The sequence below is a fragment of the Segatella copri genome (genome assembly GCF_009494395.1).
GTDB lineage: Bacteria > Bacteroidota > Bacteroidia > Bacteroidales > Bacteroidaceae > Prevotella.
This window is the reverse complement of the sequence record NZ_VZCB01000079.1, coordinates 55,191-71,681: the sequence shown is the minus strand read 5'-3', so window position 1 is coordinate 71,681 and position 16,491 is coordinate 55,191. Positions and strand designations below refer to the sequence as shown.

The 16,491-nt window shown below is 51.4% G+C and carries 15 protein-coding genes; 1 reads left to right on the top strand and 14 read right to left on the bottom strand.

The annotated features are described in order from the left end of the window. Window positions 1-12 precede the first annotated feature (12 nt). From F7D73_RS10000 to F7D73_RS09955, 10 genes are all read right to left on the bottom strand, one after another. On the bottom strand, window positions 13-4,608 hold the full coding sequence (locus F7D73_RS10000; protein WP_153124361.1) for a tape measure protein: 4,596 nt from the start codon (window positions 4,606-4,608) through the stop codon (window positions 13-15). 207 nt (window positions 4,609-4,815) lie between these two features. Beyond that, window positions 4,816-5,349, bottom strand: a complete 534-nt coding sequence (locus tag F7D73_RS09995) for a hypothetical protein (protein WP_153124359.1) — start codon at window positions 5,347-5,349, stop codon at window positions 4,816-4,818. Window positions 5,350-5,419: 70 nt separating this feature from the next. After that, window positions 5,420-5,977: a hypothetical protein gene (locus F7D73_RS09990; protein WP_153124357.1), complete on the bottom strand. Its 558-nt coding sequence runs from the start codon at window positions 5,975-5,977 to the stop codon at window positions 5,420-5,422. Between the two features lie 17 nt (window positions 5,978-5,994). Continuing rightward, window positions 5,995-6,411 (bottom strand): hypothetical protein, encoded by a 417-nt coding sequence (locus F7D73_RS09985; RefSeq protein ID WP_153081903.1) that lies wholly within the window; start codon window positions 6,409-6,411, stop codon window positions 5,995-5,997. A 2-nt stretch (window positions 6,412-6,413) separates the two neighbouring features. Next, window positions 6,414-6,872 (bottom strand): hypothetical protein, encoded by a 459-nt coding sequence (locus tag F7D73_RS09980; RefSeq protein WP_153081904.1) that lies wholly within the window; start codon window positions 6,870-6,872, stop codon window positions 6,414-6,416. A gap of 11 nt (window positions 6,873-6,883) precedes the next feature. Next, window positions 6,884-7,201, bottom strand: a complete 318-nt coding sequence (locus F7D73_RS09975; protein ID WP_153124355.1) for a hypothetical protein — start codon at window positions 7,199-7,201, stop codon at window positions 6,884-6,886. Continuing rightward, the gene (locus tag F7D73_RS09970) at window positions 7,201-7,527 is read right to left on the bottom strand and encodes a hypothetical protein (protein ID WP_153081906.1); all 327 of its coding nucleotides are present in this window, start codon (window positions 7,525-7,527) and stop codon (window positions 7,201-7,203) included. The genes F7D73_RS09975 and F7D73_RS09970 overlap by 1 nt, the downstream gene beginning before the upstream one ends. A 22-nt stretch (window positions 7,528-7,549) precedes the next feature. Next, complete coding sequence (locus tag F7D73_RS09965) at window positions 7,550-8,707, bottom strand: major capsid protein (RefSeq protein ID WP_153124353.1); 1,158 nt, start codon at window positions 8,705-8,707, stop codon at window positions 7,550-7,552. A gap of 28 nt (window positions 8,708-8,735) precedes the next feature. Then, window positions 8,736-9,314 carry a hypothetical protein gene (locus F7D73_RS09960; protein ID WP_153124351.1) on the bottom strand — a complete coding sequence of 193 codons (579 nt, stop codon included), beginning with the start codon at window positions 9,312-9,314 and terminating at the stop codon, window positions 8,736-8,738. A 30-nt stretch (window positions 9,315-9,344) separates the two neighbouring features. Further along, on the bottom strand, window positions 9,345-10,076 hold the full coding sequence (locus tag F7D73_RS09955; RefSeq protein WP_153081909.1) for a hypothetical protein: 732 nt from the start codon (window positions 10,074-10,076) through the stop codon (window positions 9,345-9,347). A 177-nt stretch (window positions 10,077-10,253) separates the two neighbouring features. On the opposite strand from F7D73_RS09955, the gene F7D73_RS09950 reads away from it, so the two are divergent. After that, the gene (locus F7D73_RS09950) at window positions 10,254-10,469 is read left to right on the top strand and encodes a hypothetical protein (protein WP_153081910.1); all 216 of its coding nucleotides are present in this window, start codon (window positions 10,254-10,256) and stop codon (window positions 10,467-10,469) included. A 34-nt stretch (window positions 10,470-10,503) separates the two neighbouring features. On the opposite strand, the gene F7D73_RS09945 is transcribed toward F7D73_RS09950, so the two are convergent. The 4 genes from F7D73_RS09945 to F7D73_RS09930 are packed head-to-tail and all read right to left on the bottom strand — an operon-like array spanning window position 10,504 to window position 16,491. Next, on the bottom strand, window positions 10,504-13,113 hold the full coding sequence (locus F7D73_RS09945) for an ADP-ribosyltransferase (RefSeq protein ID WP_153124349.1): 2,610 nt from the start codon (window positions 13,111-13,113) through the stop codon (window positions 10,504-10,506). 11 nt (window positions 13,114-13,124) lie between these two features. Then, window positions 13,125-14,546, bottom strand: a complete 1,422-nt coding sequence (locus F7D73_RS09940) for a phage portal protein (protein WP_153081912.1) — start codon at window positions 14,544-14,546, stop codon at window positions 13,125-13,127. Window positions 14,547-14,570: 24 nt separating this feature from the next. Next, on the bottom strand, window positions 14,571-16,025 hold the full coding sequence (terL, locus tag F7D73_RS09935) for a phage terminase large subunit (RefSeq protein WP_153124347.1): 1,455 nt from the start codon (window positions 16,023-16,025) through the stop codon (window positions 14,571-14,573). A gap of 1 nt (window position 16,026) precedes the next feature. Beyond that, window positions 16,027-16,491 carry a DUF5681 domain-containing protein gene (locus F7D73_RS09930; protein ID WP_153124345.1) on the bottom strand — a complete coding sequence of 155 codons (465 nt, stop codon included), beginning with the start codon at window positions 16,489-16,491 and terminating at the stop codon, window positions 16,027-16,029.

Sequence of the window (16,491 nt, the reverse complement as noted above, 5' to 3'; positions counted from 1 at the left end):
GCCTCTGTCTCCTTATAACTTTTCTGTGTTCTTTCTTATCTTCTCCAGCTTCTGGTTCATCGATGGCAGCTCGCTGGTGTGTCGCTCTATCTTCTCCAGGTACCCGACGGCTTGGATCTGCATCTCCATCATGTCGTCCATGTTGCTGCGGATAATGGCTGCGCTGTTGGCAATGATGGCGTTGTTCTCCACTTGCTGCTGGACGGCATCTGCAACAATGGACAGGCTGTTCTGTATGCTGGTAAGTCTGCCGTTTGTCTCGTCCTGCTGGTCTTGCGTCGCACCGCTGAGAGTTGCGCTTGTGCTGCTCTGCGTGTAGTCTTCCTTTGGGTCGATTCCTGCGGCAGCGTAGGCGTTGTCTCTTGCCTGCTCTCCCTTACGGTATGCTTCCTCGTATTTCTTTTGGAGGTCAGTTTTTTCGCTTTGGTCGAGCTTGCCGTCTGCCATTGCGCTTGCAAACTGCGTGTACCAATCCTGCATATCCTTGGCGAGGGTGGTCTTGGTGATGTATGTAAGAACTGCTTCTTCCATGTATTCCTTGACCTTCTTGGTTGCATCCTTCACGCCCTTGGTGGTGTCACTCAGCAGCTCTTTCAATCCGTCCCTGGTGTTGTCGAAGGATAGGTTCGTCACTGCCTCGTTGTAGTCATTCTGCAAGTCGATGAGTTTCTTGTAATACTCGATGTACTCATCCATGTTGCTGGCGTTGCTCTTGTATCCATCGTTGCTGGCATTCTTAATCTTAGACCAGAGGTCTGTCGCTTCGTCTGCCACCTTCGCCATCTGCTCGCTGGTAAGGTTCCAGAAGTCCGAGGCTGAGCGGACGTTTTCTCCTGTGATTTGGCTGATTCGCTGCCAATCAGCGGAGCTCATGGATTCGTTTATATGTGAGTTCGAGGAGTGTTTCCCTCCTATGCCGATGAATCCGTTACTGTATGCGCCACCTGTATCTCGCAGGATTTCCTGCTTGTTGGCGGTGGCATCTTCGAGGTTCTTCTTCGCTCGCTGGTAGGTGTCTGTTGCTTCCTGTCCTGCCTTGTCTTTCATGACTTCAGTCAGCCTTGTTACGGCTGATTCCAGGTCTTGGTTGGATTTGGTCAGGTCGCTGATGGTGTCCTCGATGCTGGTGTCGGTACCGAATAGCTTGCTTCCTGTAAGGCTTCGGAAAACTCCACCGACCGCTCCAAAGACTGATTGAAAAACGTTACCTACGAACTTGAAGAGTCCCTGCTTCTGTATTGCATCAAGCAATGAAAGGATGGCACCGATGATGCCTCCTATCTTCGAGCCTGCCTTTTCGAATACGTTTGCGACGTTGCTTGCGACGTTGCCAAGTTCTGAAAGGCTCATCTCGCTGGTGCTGCCCAGCTGGGTTATTGCCTGCGATAGCTGGATGAGGTTGTCCGTCGTGGTGTCGAAGCTCTTGTCTCGGTTCACCTTGCTGGTGTCCTTGTCTTTCTTCGCATCGTCTGCCTTCTTCTGTGCAGCCTCGACCTTCTTTTTCGCAGCCTCCTTCGCCTCTTCTGGTGCGTCGCTGTCCTCGATGTCATCAAACTCCGATAGGGCGATGTTCAGCTCTTGCAGGGCGGTGGTGTATCGCTCGCTGGCTTTCTCGTATGCCTGGCAGTTCTCTGCCAGGTTGCCGAATATTCCGCTCCCCTTGATGATGGCATCGTTGAGCTGGTCTATTGCCGTGGAGACCACCTTCTTGTTTTCTGGTGTCGCCTGCTGGTATTCCTTGCTGTTCTTGTATGAGGTGAGCTTGTCTCTCGTTGCCTTCAGCTGTTCGGTGGTCTGTCGGTCGAGGTTGTTGAATACTGCATCCCAATCAATGGATTTTTTCAGCTCCTCGAGGTAAACGCTTTGTATGTTCTCCTCCAGGGCTTGCGCTGCCTGCTGTCTCTTATGCTCGTAGTTCTTGGCGATATCGTTCTGTCCCAGCTTCTCGGCTTCATCTCTCAGCTTTGTAAGCTGGGCGATGTCGTCCGTGATAGCCTTGCGTGTCTTCTCTGCCTTCTCGTTCTCGTCATCGTATTTGTCGAGCAATGCCTTGATGAGCTCGCTCCTCTGCTGGGTCGTCGTAGCGTCCAGCGATTGTTTCTTGGCGGTGATGCCAGCCTTTTCCTCATCGGTTAGCTTGATAGCCTTCTGCTGTCCTGTTGCGTAGAAGCCCTGCTTCTCATGCTTTGGATCTGCATCCCATAGGTTCTTCGCATGGTCTATCTTTGCCTGGAGGAGCGATTGTTCCTCCTTATCGATGGCTTCTTTCTCTTTCTTGTAGTTGAGGTCGAGCTGGGCGAGCTTCTTCGCCTCTCCCTCCTGCATGGCATCCACGATGGCTTGCGCCTGGAGCAGCTGGTTGGCTTTCTGCTGCTGTTCCTGCTGCTGGCTATATCTGTAGGTTTCCTCTGCCGTCTTCTCGTTAGCCTTGGCTTGCTCCTTGGCTGCTTTCTCGGCTTCTGTCTGCTGCTTATGCGCTGCCGTGGTTCTCGATTGGTGTGTGGAGACGGTTCTGCTGGCGATGTGGTCTTGCGCTTCCTTAACGAGCGAGACCTGCTGGTTCCACTCCTTGCTTCCCTTCTGGCTGTCTGCCATCTGGTCGAGCTTGGCTTGTGCCTCCTTCTGCTGCTTCTCCCAATCTGATTTATTGTATGTGGTCTTCGACCTGGTTCTTGCTGCTGCGATTCCCTGTGCCTTGGTAAGCATGGACAGGATATCGCTTTGGCTGTATGCGTAATTGCCGAGACCCTTCAAGTTGAAGCGGACGTTCTTGCCTGTCCTCTTGCCTTTGGTGAGCGTGTTAATGACCTGCTGCAGCTGGTGCTTCGTCATGTCCTTGAATGTCTCAGCGAATTTGTCCGCATTCTGCGTTGTCAGCTCCCTGGCGACGTTCTTATTGGCTCCGACCGCAGAATCTTGTGCATATTTAATTCGTTCCTCGATGGTTCCTTTGTGTGGGCTATACCATTTGATCCCTCGTTTGTTTTCGTACCATTTATTCGCCCAGTCCACCTCGGCTTGCTGCGAGCCTGTTAAGAACTGCCTGTATTGGCTGGCTCCCATTCCTGCACTGATAGCCTTGTTTCTTGCCTGCTGTTGCAGCTTGAAGGCTCGTGTGGCTCTGTCTGAGTCGTTCTTTTCTGTTCGGAGGCTCCGTACTCTGTTAAGTCCATCCTGTGCTGCAATCTCTCTCTTTAGTTTTAATATGTCACGGAGGTGTCCTTCTTCGTCTATGTATTTTTTTATGATGGCTGGATATCGCTGAATAAGCAGATTCATTGCCTTCCTGCGTCCGTGGGTTGCATCCTCGTCCTGCTGCGCTCTCTCGATGGCTCGGTCGGTCTCTTCGTTGTATTCCTGCTGCTTTTGTCTTGCGGTCTCCATGGTTGCATTGAGGTCTGCTTGCGCCTTTTCTTCTGCCGTGGTGCTGTCGTGGCAGGCTACCAATACACCGACCAATACACCGAGGACGGTGGCTGCTGCTACGTATGGGTTGGCGAGCATCGTTGCGTTGAGGGCGGCTTGTACCTTCTCTACGACGGCAATTCGCACCTTGGCGATGGTCAGCGTCTCGATGTGGAGCTTCTCGGCTGCAATGGCTGTAACCACCGCTGCCTTGTAGATTCCGTATGTGGTAATCAATCCCATGATAATCTGTCCTACCTGCTGGTAGTTGGCGATTATCTTCTGTGCCATGTCGATGCTGCCTACGATGAGTCCTTCCTGGGCTTCGCCTATGTCGTTGAGCATGTACTGCCAGGCTCCTTCAAGGTTGGATATCGCTCCCTTCAAGGTCTTGCTCTGTGCTTCGAGCATTCCGTTGAACTGACCTCCCTCGCTGGCTGCTGCGTGGAACGCATCTTGCACCATCTTGGTGGAGATTGCGCCTTTCTCCATTTCCTCCTTCAGCTGTCCGATGCTCTTTCCTGTCTGCTCGCTAATCACCTGCAATGGGTTGAAGCCTGCATTAATCATCTGCAATAAGTCCTGTCCCATGAGCTTGCCTGTTGCGCTCATCTGGGAGAAGGCAAGGGTGAGGCTCTTGAACTTCTCGCTGTCGCCCATGGAAATGTCGCCAATGGCTTTCAAGTGCTGCATAACGTCCTGGGCAGGAATGTTGAAGGCGAGCATGGTCTGCGCTCCTGATGCGAGGTCTTGCATAATCATTGGCGTGCGAAGTTCGTATTCCTTTATCTGCTCGAAAAGCTCGCCACCGACCTGTTCTCCTGCGAGGGTCTTGAAGGAGGTCTGCAGGCTTTCCATCTCGCTTCGTATGCTGATGACCTTGCTCTCGAATTGGGTTAGCCGCTGGATTGAAAAGTACGCACCGATTCCTGCAGCAATCTTTTTGAGGCTTGCGTCCATCTTCTCGGTCTCGCTTTTGGTAGCGTTGCCGAGGTCGTGGATTTTATCTTCCGCTGCCTTCGTCTCTTGCTGCAGGGCTTCTGTGCTGACCCCATTGAATGCTGAGTCTATCTTCTGTCCAGCTTGTGTGGCTCGCCTTCCGATGTTGTCGAACTGCTGCACCACCTTCTCAGCGTCCGATTGGAGCTGTGAATCGTCTATGCCTATCGAGAATCCTTCTCTTCCGTTGTCGAAATCTGCCATTTTAATACTCCTTTACAAAGACTTCCTCTTCGTCTTCGTCATCTGTGAAATTTTCGGGATTGTTTGCGTCGAGTTTCGCATCCCATTTTGGTGGTTGCTCATCATCAAACTGCGGTGTCGCTGCTGAATAAAGCGAAAGGTTGGCGTAGCTGTAATCGTATAGGATTTCCTCTGGTGTGGCTCCTATGTTCTTCGCCCAGCCGATGATTATTGACCAGGGGCTGTCTGTTCCACTTCCTTGGTTCTCGCCAGCGTGTTTATTTCGGATAGGGAAGTGGTAAGCCCGAAAAAATCGCCCAGCTGCATCTCCATGAGTCGCTTGGTGATGGTCTCGTTCAGCGTTTCTGGCGTGATGTCCTCCATGATGCGCATGGCTACAAAGTCCAGCTCGCTCATGGTCTCCTGGTGCTTGGTGAATCTGAAATGTCGCCAGCTCCATTTCTTCGTCTCTGAAATCACGACCTGGTGGTTTTCTCGTATGCGCTTTGCTCCGAGCACCAATATGGCGGCAATGCGTCCGATGGCTTTGCAGTCCCTGGCGGTTCGGAGGGTCTCGCTGAAGATGCTCTTCGTCTCTTTGTTAATTAACGGCATCTTCGATGTTTCCTCGCTCACCAGCATTATGGTTGCCGGTGTCGGTGCTGGTATCTCGTATGTGCGTCCGTCTATCTCCAGGGAGGTTGTCTTGCGCTGGAGGATGGTATCGACCACCTGCTGTTCCAATGTCTTTTGTTCTTCCATGTTGTGATTAAAGTGAAAGAGCAGGAGGGTGGCTCTGTCGCTTCCTCCTGCTCTTGGATGAAATTATGGGTTATTTCAAAGCCTCTTTGGTTGTGAAACGGGAGTACCAATAGTTGTTATCAACAGTTTCTGTGTCACCCGATGCTTGTGTCTCTGGTACGCCTGTTGTCTTGAAGATTGAAGCGGTGATCTTGATGGCGTTACCGTTCTGCTCGTCCATCGCTGGTGCTACCTTGATGCGGCAGAGCGGAGCCTTGATGCCTCTCGCTCCCTTGTTGTGTGGGGTAATCTTAATCGATTTGTCTCCTGGCACAATGTGGGTCTTGACCTTCTGTTCGCCATCAGCGTCCTTGGCTGCAATGCCCAGCTTCTCGTAAAGCTCCGCAGTTGGCTCGATGACGGTAGTCTCCACCTCGAGTGTTCCTTCGAGGTCTTCCTGCGCCACGACTTCGCCTCCTGTTGCCTTCATCTGCAGCTGGTCGCCATCGTTGGACGTGAGGGTCGTTGTCTGGTCTTTGATGGTGCCGACGTTGAAGAGTGTAGTTGCGAATGCATCGTTCTCTCCTGTGTCGCCAATCTCGACCTTGCACTTGCCCCATGCCATGATGATTTTCTTTGAATCTGCCATGTGCTTGTTCTCCTTGTTTATGAAAATGTTGCTAATCTAAAATGAATCCCGATGTTAACGAAGTGCTCGTTCCTCTCTGGTACCGCAATGGTAGCCGTTGCCTGGAACTTGTCGAAGATGTAGGCGGTGCAGGAATCATTAAGGGTCTGCAGCACCTGTTCGTCGATTGCCTCCAGCTCCATCAGTCTGGCTTTGTCGGGCACCAGGCTTGCTCCTCCGTTATTGATGTCGGGGACGTATATGTTGAGCCTAGCCCTGCCTTCCTGGATCTGTCCTGCTGTGGCATTTGAACATGTAAGGACTGCGTCTTCGGTCTTGGCTTCGATAGGTCGCAGCTCGCTGGGGTAGAATGTTCCTTGAATCGTACGTCCCATCAGCTCTTCAAGGGCTGCGTACATGTCCATTTCTATTGTTGTCGTTCCTTTGCTTGCCATTGTCACTTCGTTTTGAATAATCGGTTAAGCATTGCCTTGATTTTGCGTTCTGCCATCTGCTCGCTCGTATCGAGAACGTCGAGGCTCATGGCTTCGACGTATTGGGCGTATGGCATTCCTGCTACCATCAGAAAAACAATGCCTTGTGTTGTCTGCTTTGCCGCAAGTTCATGAAGAAAAGCTACGCCTTGTTTCTTTCCCTCTGTTCCGTCGCCCTTGCCTCCATTCACGGCTTTCCATTCTCCCTCGTGTACTATTTCGCCATCCACGAGGACGCAGTAGCCGATAGAGCTGCAAAGGTTGCCTGTCTGGTTCAAGTACTTGTGTCCGCTCCTTGCTTGGGTCAGGCATTCCTCCCCAATGTAGAAAAGCTGGGCGATGATGGCTTGCTTCCTGTTCTCTATCATGGCGTTCATCCTTGCTCGGATGTCTGCTTGCGTGAAGTTGGGTTTAATTGGCATGGTGAAATCTTTTAGACGGTGATCTGCAATGCTTCTACTGCTTCGAGGTAGGTGATGTCCTGCACTTCAAACTCTCCGAGATCCACGCCTCGGTTGTCGGTTAGCTTCACTCTTTTGGCGGTGAAGTCCTGCGGTTCGATTAATACCTTGGCTGCAAATTGTCTGAACTTGCCGTCCTGGTACGTGCCTTGGTGGTCGCTCTTGTTTTTTACGATATTGCAAGGGATGCCCTTGTCGCTCAGCTTGGTTTCCACCTTTTGGGGGATGCCGTGAAACATTCCCCCTCCAGTGGTATCGTAAGTAAAAAGAAAGCCGTTCTGTATAATCATCAGAAATCCTCCCCGATGTAGCCGCATGGGATATCTGTTCCTGCTTCGTCCTCTCCCAGCTCTGCTAGCAGGCTGTTCGATTTCTTGGCAAAGCGTGAGCGTTCGTCCTCGTTGAATGTGTAGCTGATTCCTCCCTGGGTGATGTTCGGAGCTTCGGCAAGAAAGGCGTATGTGAGGGCTTTCGCCTTCTTGAACTCGTTGCTTGCTCGCACCTCCCTGGTGATGTCCGCATCTGCATCCAGCCCAGCTTCATCGATGATGTTCTCAATCGTCGCTGCTGGTATCGGGTAGCTGCTCATTGCTTTAATTGCGTTGCTTGTCTTCATGCTGCTTGTTTATAAAACGTTGTTATGCGCTCGCCTCTCCGTTCGCCCAGGTTTGGTTTGCGGTGTTGAAGAAGACGAGAGACTTGCGGTTGATGAGTCCTGGCTGAACGTATGCCTCTGCCATGGTGGTCTCGGTCTGTGGGTTGACCTCGCTGTAGCGTGTCACCTTGTAGAAACCGCCATAAACCTGCAGGGCAGCCGTGTTCTGTACCATTGGGACGTTCTTGTAATAAGTCCAGCCGAGCTGGATGGTTGGTGAAAGTGTAACCACATTCACGTTCCATGGCTTGATGGTCTCCTTGTTGCCGTCCTTGTGCTCGAGGCTTACGTAGGTATCGAGGACGATAATCTGCGGATAGCCTCGGGTTGGGCTTGCGTTGTAGGCGTTGATTTTTTCCAGCGTGATCATGTCCGCTGTAATCATGGACAGGTCGTTGACCTGTGGGTACAAACGCTTGGCTGTCTTCTTCTGTGCTACCAGCTGCTGGAACTTCGCTTTTTCCATGAATGCGTAGCGTGGCTTGGTGAGTCCCTGCTTTGCTATCATGTCCTGGGCGTTGGCGAGGTCGAGGAGTCCGTCTGCGTTCTCCTCATCGCTCCACTCGTAGCCCTTCTTCTTAACGACAGCTCCTGCCTTGACCTCCGAAATCTTCACACCGATGAAGTTGCCCTTCGGTACGTTGAAGTCGATGATGTCCTGTGATGCCATGTCGCCTTCAATCTTTTCTGGGAAGGTCTGTACACCGCTTGATGCAATGCGCATGCAGTCCAGCTCCACCTTGTAGTCCATCGCCTTGCGGACGAATGAAACGTCATCGTAAACCATGTTAACGAGTTCCTGCTTTTCCTGCTGGTTCTCGGTTGCTGAGTTTGCGAGTGTCTGTGCATCGAGGTATTCATTTATCTCGATTTCGTCCTTGTCTCGGCTCACGGAATACTTGGAGAGCTTACCGCTCCATGTGCCGACCTTCTGGCGTGTCTTCTTTGAAGCCTTGGTGTTGAATGCGACACGATCGGCAGCTACAGGGATTCCCTCGTCACCCTCCAAGCCCTTGATATCGAACTTTCGGGTGTATTTCAATGGGAAGAGGGTAGCCCATGCAAGACCTGTACCTGGCTGGAACTTGTTGACGGTTGCCTGCATTCCAGGGATGTCAATGTCGAATAATGGTGCTTCCATTGTTTCTTTTCTCCTTTGTGTTAATTAATTAATCGAGCGTGATGCCCTTCATCAAGTCCACGACCTCCTGCGCTATAGGTGCTGTCTCCTTGCGAAGGCTTGCGGCTCTAATCAATCGAGCCTCGAAGTCACCCTCTCCTGCCTTTCCAAGGTTGCCCATGAAATTGCCGAGGATGTATTCTGGCTTGTGAATTGGTGCAGCCTCCTTTGTGCTTCCGTCCGCTGCTTCGGCTGCTTGGTAGAGGACGGTATCCTGGGCGATTGCCACGCCCATCGTCACGGTTACAACATCGTAATCGTCGCTGGTGGTGGTGTCGACCTCTGTGCAGGCGACACCCACCTTGCCGTGGGCGATTACGTCTCCCTTCTTGATACCGCTACCCTTGGCAATCTTGATAGTGGTGTCAGCTGTCTTGCGCTCTGTTACGAGTCGGTATCCCTTGATTGGGACGTAGAGTCCGCTTGCGTCCTGTCCCATTGCGAGACCTGGCTTCAAATCGAACTCTGGGTTCTTGACGAGTCCACCTCCTGGCTTCTCCGATGTGATTGTCTCGAAGATGATAGGGTCGGCTGGAGCTGCGTCCTGGTGCTTGAACATTCTGTTCATGGCTTTTTCCCTTTTAAATGTTTAACTTGGCTACTGCTGTGGTGCCTGCTGCGCTGGTTGTGCGAGTCCGATGATTACAGGCGATGCCGTCTGTGCCTCTCGGCTTGCCTCTGCATTAAGGTAAGCGGTGACCGCTGGGTCTGCCTCTTCGCCTGGCTTGCGCTTGCCACCGACAGGTGGTGTGGTCTTGGCACCCTGCGCCTTCTCCTCCTTGATGTCGCTCTCGATGAACGGCTTCTGCTGGTCGAGCCAGCCGTTGAAGTCCTCGTCGTCCTTGAAGGTGAGTCGGTCGTAGTTTCGCATGTAGCGTTCCTTCAATTTGTCGGATGCTCCTTCAAATAATGCGCTGAACTTATCCTTGCGCTGGTTGCCGAGCTCCTTGGTTTTCATGCCATTGATTTCGGTTCGCAGCTGCTGGTTGTCCTGCTGTATCTGTTTGAGCATCTTCAACACCTCGCTGTCTTCCCCTCCTGCTGGTGGTGTAGGCGGCTGTGGTGGGTCTTGCTGTGGTGGCTCGCTAGGCTTGCCATCCTTCAGTTTGTACTTCTTCTCATAGTTGCTAACGGCTGAACTCTGGGCTTCGTTCGCTCGTCGGTCGCCTTCGCTGTCTATGATGGATTGGAAGGTCACCCCATCTACGACGGTTTTCACTTCGTCCTCCGTGGTTGTCGTCTCAGCCTTTTTCTTGGCTATCCGCTCTAGAATTTTGGAATCAACCCCAGGAAATTTGGTTTTGAGTCCTGCTAAAATCTTTTCAAACATAAATTTTACGTTTTGGTTATACAAATTTGTAATGGCGCAAATTTACGGCTTTATTCGTTAAAGTGGTTACGTGGTAATCACTTTTTAACTTGAATTAACCTTAAAATCGGAAAATAACCGCTTTTCCGCTTGGGGGTCTCGGGCTTTTTTCGTAAATTTGCCGCAAAAACCAAACGTATGAAAAAGAAATTTTCATTTGAGGATGACCCTTCTTTTGGCGGTCATTCGGCTGAGTGGTGGGAGGAATGGCGAAGAAACGCCAATGCTCAAACTGCCACGAACGTATGTGATGGCTGTCTGAATCGTGCGGAGGATTGCTCTTGCTCCGTGCTTGAGCCACAAGAACAAAGCGAAATCATCGCCATTGGTAGATGCGATGAAAAGTTAAAATAGGGAAGAGGCTTGTGTGTCGCTTCCCTATTTTTTGTTATGGAATAACTCTGCATCTAATAATTCCGTAGTCTTCACCGCCTCTCGTTTCAACTTTTACAGAAATAAGTGCGAGCTTTGTTTCTCGTCCAAGAATGCACTCGCTCTCCGTGTAGTTTTCTGTAACGTACATCTGTGCTCCCTTTGGTATTTCGAGTTGTAATTGGAAGCGTCTTTCTTTGAAGACGTTCTTTGTTGCGTTTGTTGAAACTGAAAGGTAGCCGCAGTCTGGAGTAATGGCTGGTGTCGTGCTTTGCGTGATTTTGTTGCAAATTTGAGGTACGTTGCAGCCATCCATGTCGATGCCTTTGAATAAGGCTTTTATCGCATTGTTATCCACGTTTCTTATGACGAGCATCGGAAATTCTGTCTTATTGTTTCCTATGGCAGCATCGAGTGTAATTATTGTTCTCTTTTGGTCTTCTGTGAGTTTGCGTCCGAATAAATCAGCGCATTTGTCGATGTTCGGGTTGTTGATGATACTTCCATGGATTGCATGCTTTCCTGCTCCTGTAATGTCTCGGCAGTATCCATTGATTGTAAAGCTGCTACCTGTTTGGATGTATCCGTATCTATGATTCCATATCTGTTTGCGTTGCTCTCTTGTGATGTTCATCATGTGTTCTGCCATAAACTCATGCTGCTCTGCGTTGATAATGCACAATCCGTTTTCAACCTGTATTTCTGAATCTGTGAGTTTCTTGCCTCTTTTCAAAAAGGCATCTTTCATCTCTTGTATGATTTCAGCCTTCGATTGTATATGAGTTGCATTGCCTGCCTTTTTCGCTGCTCTGGCAGCTGCTTGTGCTTCAAGTTTTCCGACCTTGTCTTGTAGTTCTTTGGCTTTGCTTCTAAGTTTGGCGAGGTCTGCATTGTTGTCGTTGAGCGTTGCCTTTATCCAATTTCCGAGCCTCTTGACTATTGCGCTCTTTGTCTTGCCTGCAAAGTCCAGCTCGTGCGTGATGGAGTCACCAATGGCTTTCATGTCTATTCGTTTATTGACGAGTTTTAGCCTGTTCTCGAATGCCTCCTTTGCGACTTCCTTTGTTGAGTGGCTGCTTCTTGCGACAATTCCGATTTCTCTCTGTAGTCTTCCTTGCAAGAATTGGAGCGAGTTGTCTGTTGTGAAGTCCCATGTCCATCTGTCGAATGTCTTCTTTATTGCATCGTGCGCTGCCTCCAGCTCCTTGATGGTATGCTTTTTATGCCATTCGTGAACGTTAGGTATGAGGTCTTCCATGTTCGCTTCTGCGAGTTTCATCTTTTCGACCTTCTTCTGTACTTTCTGCCCAAGTTTGAACATCTTGTCGAGGTTGCCTTCATTTATCGCTTTTGTCAGTGCTGTTGTGCTAATCTCTGGCATTTCCTTTCCTGCTGCCTGTGCGTCGAGTGCAGTCTGCTTCATCATTGCGTGTCGCTTCTGGCGTTCCTCTGCTCGCTTCTGAATGTCTGCTATTTGTTCCTGGGTTCGTGCAGCGTGTCTTTCTTCTGCTTTTTCGAGGGTTGTCTTCGCCTTTTTCTTGCCTTCCCATCGCAGTCCCTTGGCAGGATCTCCGTCCTTGAAGTTGTCCTTGATGAAGTAGGGCATGGAGGTGGCGTTCTCGATTCTTGCCTGGTTGTCCTTCATCCATTTGTCGAACTCTTTTGGCATTTTCTCCACTTGCCCTGTGAACTTCCAATGGCTCACGTCCTCTCCGTTCATGATTGCGGTGGTGTATGCGTCCATCTCCTCCTGGCTGGCGAGGACGGAAACTGCATAACAGCGGCACCATGGATGCCATCCTGTGAACTTGAAGTCCTTTGGAAAGCGTTTTCCGTCGAATAGGTCGCAGATGTCCTCCGTCGGGTGGTTGTTGCTGATATGGATTTCGATGCCGATGACGAAAGGGAGAGCCTGCCATCTGTTGTGGTCAGCGGTGCGGTAGGCGATGTTGTTCTCGGTCGCTGTCATTCGGAGGGCGTTCTTGTAGCTGGAGCGATAGACTCCCTGCCCTGGGTGGTATGCGGCAGCTGCCTTGGAGAGGCGCAAAGCTCCGCTCTTATCTCGTACCCTTCTGAATAGCTTGTTTGGCTCGACAAGGTATTTTCGGATATCACGGCTCAGAGCGGCAGCACTCTTTCCTTCGCCCATGCCCAATTCCAGGGCGAGCTCCATTTCGCTCTTGAACTGCTGGGTGAGGTTCCAGACCCTGCGGCTGAGATTCATTCCTGCTTCCTTGCGTGCGATGAATGCGTTGAGTGCCTCCAGGTGTGGGTGCTTCCAAGCCTTGACGGTCTTCGCTGGGAGCTTCTTCTTGCCGATGATGGAGTCCACCATTGCGTCGTTCTTGGTGTTGGAGAGCGTCCAGCTTTCCTGGTCTCCGTCCTCGATGTTAGCTTGGAGGCTGCTTCCGAGGTCTTGCATGAGTGCCTCCATCTCCTTCTTCAAGGCAGGGAAGTCCTCGAAGTGGAACTCTTTCTTTGGGTCGGCATCAAAGAGCGAGGGCGCAGCTGCCTGTGCGATGCGCTTGATGGCTGCATCGTATAGCTGCTGCACCTTCCTGGCTCTCTTTGCGAGGTTCTCCTTGTGCTTCTTGTCGTATGTGCCTATGGTGAACGTCTTTGGCATATTCTAATCCTTTACATGGTTGGTTCGTTGGTGAAGGCATCGTTTGCCATTGCCTCCTCCTGTTCGATTCTCTTCTCTTCCTCCTCGACCTCCTCTTCTGGTACCATTTTGAGCCTGCGGATTGCGGTTCTCCGTGACACGATTGGTTTTCCTCCTGTTGCGTCGCTCATGTCCTTGATTTCCTGGCTGCGGTCATCGATTTGGAAGGCTGTAATTTCGTTGGTGACGGTCAATGTCTCGAATGCCTGCGCCAACTCTGGGTACATGATCTTGCAGAAAGCTCGTACCACGTTGACCTCTCTGTCGAAGAACTCCAGCCAATCTCCGCTTTCGTCCGTGACCTTCATCTGGCAATCGATGAAGAGCATCTTGCGTGCTTCTCCGCTCATCGGGGTGGCTTTCATCTGCTCCATGCTCATGTCTGGCAGCTGGAGGCTGGTGTGGATGTTGCGTCTCAGCTCTTCCGTGAATAGCTTCTGTGCATCGGTAGCCTGGCTCCAGGTTGCGTACCCAGCCTTGTCTCCCTTGCCGTAACGGAGGACGTTTCGTCCTGCGTTGTCGTCTGTCGGCTCCTGCTTTTTGTTCTTTGGAGCTGTCACCTTCTGGCTGTCCGAATAGATGACCCATGTAGGTCGGCTGTTCTTGCGGAGGTAGTTGCCAGCTCTGCTCTCCGTCCATTCCAGCTCGTAGCCGTTGTCGCTCTGGTCTTCCCAGATCGGGAGGTCTCGGTGTATGTAGATGCCTGCTATCTTTTTGATATTGATAGGCTCTGGTACGATGTCTTCCTTCCATCCGTTGCTGTTCATGTTGATCCAGCGGAAGTGGAACTCATCGGTGTAGGTATCGAAGTAGGTTACGGTGTCGTTCCCTTTCTTCCTGGTGTATTGGACGCTGAGTGCTATCATGTCGTCGTATTCGTCGAATAGTGGGTACAAGATGTCTCCGTCCAATGGCGAGAAGGTGCGGCAGCGCAGTTTCAGCTTGCTTGGGTAGCCTGCGTATGTGGTGTCCTGCAGCTGGGCGTACCAAATGGTGACCATCTCGCAGCTCGCAAAGAGTTTATGGGAACGCTTAAGGTTCAAGGCGTTAATTCGATTCTTCTGAAAAATCGCCTCCATGATGGCTGCTGCCTTCTTCTCGTCGTCATCCGCAGTGGTGTATTTGCGGTTGACGGGGATTGTGAACATCAGCTCCTTCATGCGCTTCACCGCCAGCTTCTGAATGTTGTATGTCACTCTTGTCATGCGTTCGGTCTTGCCTCTGCGTGTCTTGTCTCTGTAGTTCTTGTCTGTGTAAACAGGGTGCAGCTTGGGGTTGTACTCCTTTTCGAGCACCTTCCAGGGGATGACATCGATGTTCTTCTGGCGCAAGTCCTCGATGATCGCTCCTGGCTGTCTGTTTTCTCTATCGATAATTTCTCTAATGTCTGGCATTGCTTTGTCTCCTATGTTTTTTAATTAATAAACTTCGTCCTCGATTTCCTCTTCTTCCTCATCCGTAATCTCTGCCGAGGTGAACAATCCGAAACGCTCCACGATGCCTGTGGTGCAGTCGGGCGCATCGTCATGCTCGTTTCCTCCCTCCTTACGGTATGACTTCATGGCGTTGGCGTAATGCGTCCAGCGGTCTTCCCATCCTTCTGGGTAGAAGACCATGTTCTGAACCTTCGAGCTGTTCGTGAAGATTCGGGTCTGCTTGTTGGCGGTCTGTGCCAGGTCAATGAAGACCATGTCCCAATTGCCAAGGGTTCGCACCAGCTTCTCCACGTTCCTTCTGAATCCTCGACCTCCGTTGTTGCTCTCGACCACGACCTCCTGCGTCTGGTTCCGCACCAGCATTCTTGACACGGCAGGTTCGGTGTACTCCATGCTCTTGTTGGTGAATACGATATCCGTCACGTAGCATCCGCTCTCGTATTCTTCGTAGCAGATGGCGCAGAGCCAGTCGGCTCCTGTGTCAGCTGTATCGATGTAGCACTTGCGCCTTGGCAGGTGTGCCTCTATCGGCATGGTGTCGTATGTTTTGAAATGGGAATACATGAGACCCTCGATTGGTGTCGGGTTCTGCATGTACTGCGTCTCATAAACGAAGGAGTTGGCGAGGCGTATCTTCTCCAGCTCCTCCAGGGTGTGCTTGAATTCCCAGAGCGGCTGGCGGTGTCCGTCTTCGTCAATGGTGACGCATGGCAGGCTTACGACCGTCCAATCGTCTGGCTCTATCTCCTGGAGGTATCCGCAAAGGTCATGCTCATGGAGTCGCTGCATGATGATGATGATTGGAGTGTTGCGGCTGTTGACTCGGTTTCGGATGGTGGTCTCGAATCGTCGGTTCACTCGCTCACGCACCACGTCGCTCAGCGCATCCTCTGGCTTGATAGGGTCATCGATGATGATGGCTCCTGCGAATCGGTAGGGCAGTGGGTTGCCATGCTCATCCACTCTGTCCACCTCGCCAGCTCCGAAACCTGTTATCTGTCCGAGGGTGGAGGTTGCGTAAACTCCACCGCCTTGCTCCGTGTCCCATTGCGCCTTGGTGTCGCTTCCATACTTCACCCTGGTTTCAAACATCGCCTGGTATGCTTCGCTGTTTACGATGTCCTTTATGGCGATGGAGTTGTCCACTGCCAGGTCGCTGGAGTAGGAGAGGTGTATGAAATTGGAGGCTGGATTGATTGCGAGTCCCATGGCGATGAAGTTCTTAACCGCCAGCTCGGTCTTGCCGTATCGTGGTGCGATGTTGATGATGAGCTTGTTGCATTCGCCCTTCAGCACCTTATCCAGCGCATCGCATACTCTCTTGTGGTGGTGTCCGACAATAAACCGCTTGCCTCCGTTCTCCTTGAAGAAGTACCGAGTGAAGTTGAGGGGGTTCTGCAGTACCCACATCTTTTGCAGTTCGGTGTCGTGCATCATGCTAGTACTCCTCCTCCAGCTTCTTCAAATATGCGATTTGCTCCTCCCTGGTGAGCGGTGTCCCCTGCTGGATCTGTTTGCCGTTGGTGGTGATGTCCACCTTCTGCTGCGGCTTTCCGTATTGTCTGTCCATCAGCCTGTCCACGGTGGTTGTCTTGCCGTTCTTCATATCGATGATGGCAGCCATTGCCAGCGTCTTTGCGTAGGCTGGCGTTTCGTCTGCCTTCGCCAATACCTGCAAGTCCGACAGCTCCATGGCGAGGATACTTCTCTCGATTGTGTTGATTTCGTCCTGGGTGAGTCCTTCGCTCTTCTTCAGCTTGCTCTTTGGGAGCACCTGCTTCAAGAGTGCCTTGACTCTGTCCTTCGGCTTGCCCTTCGGATTACCGCTCTGTCCCTTCTGCCATTTGTGGCTCTCGATGTTGGCGAGCTGGCTTTCCGTCATTGTCTCTTTTCCTCTTGGCAT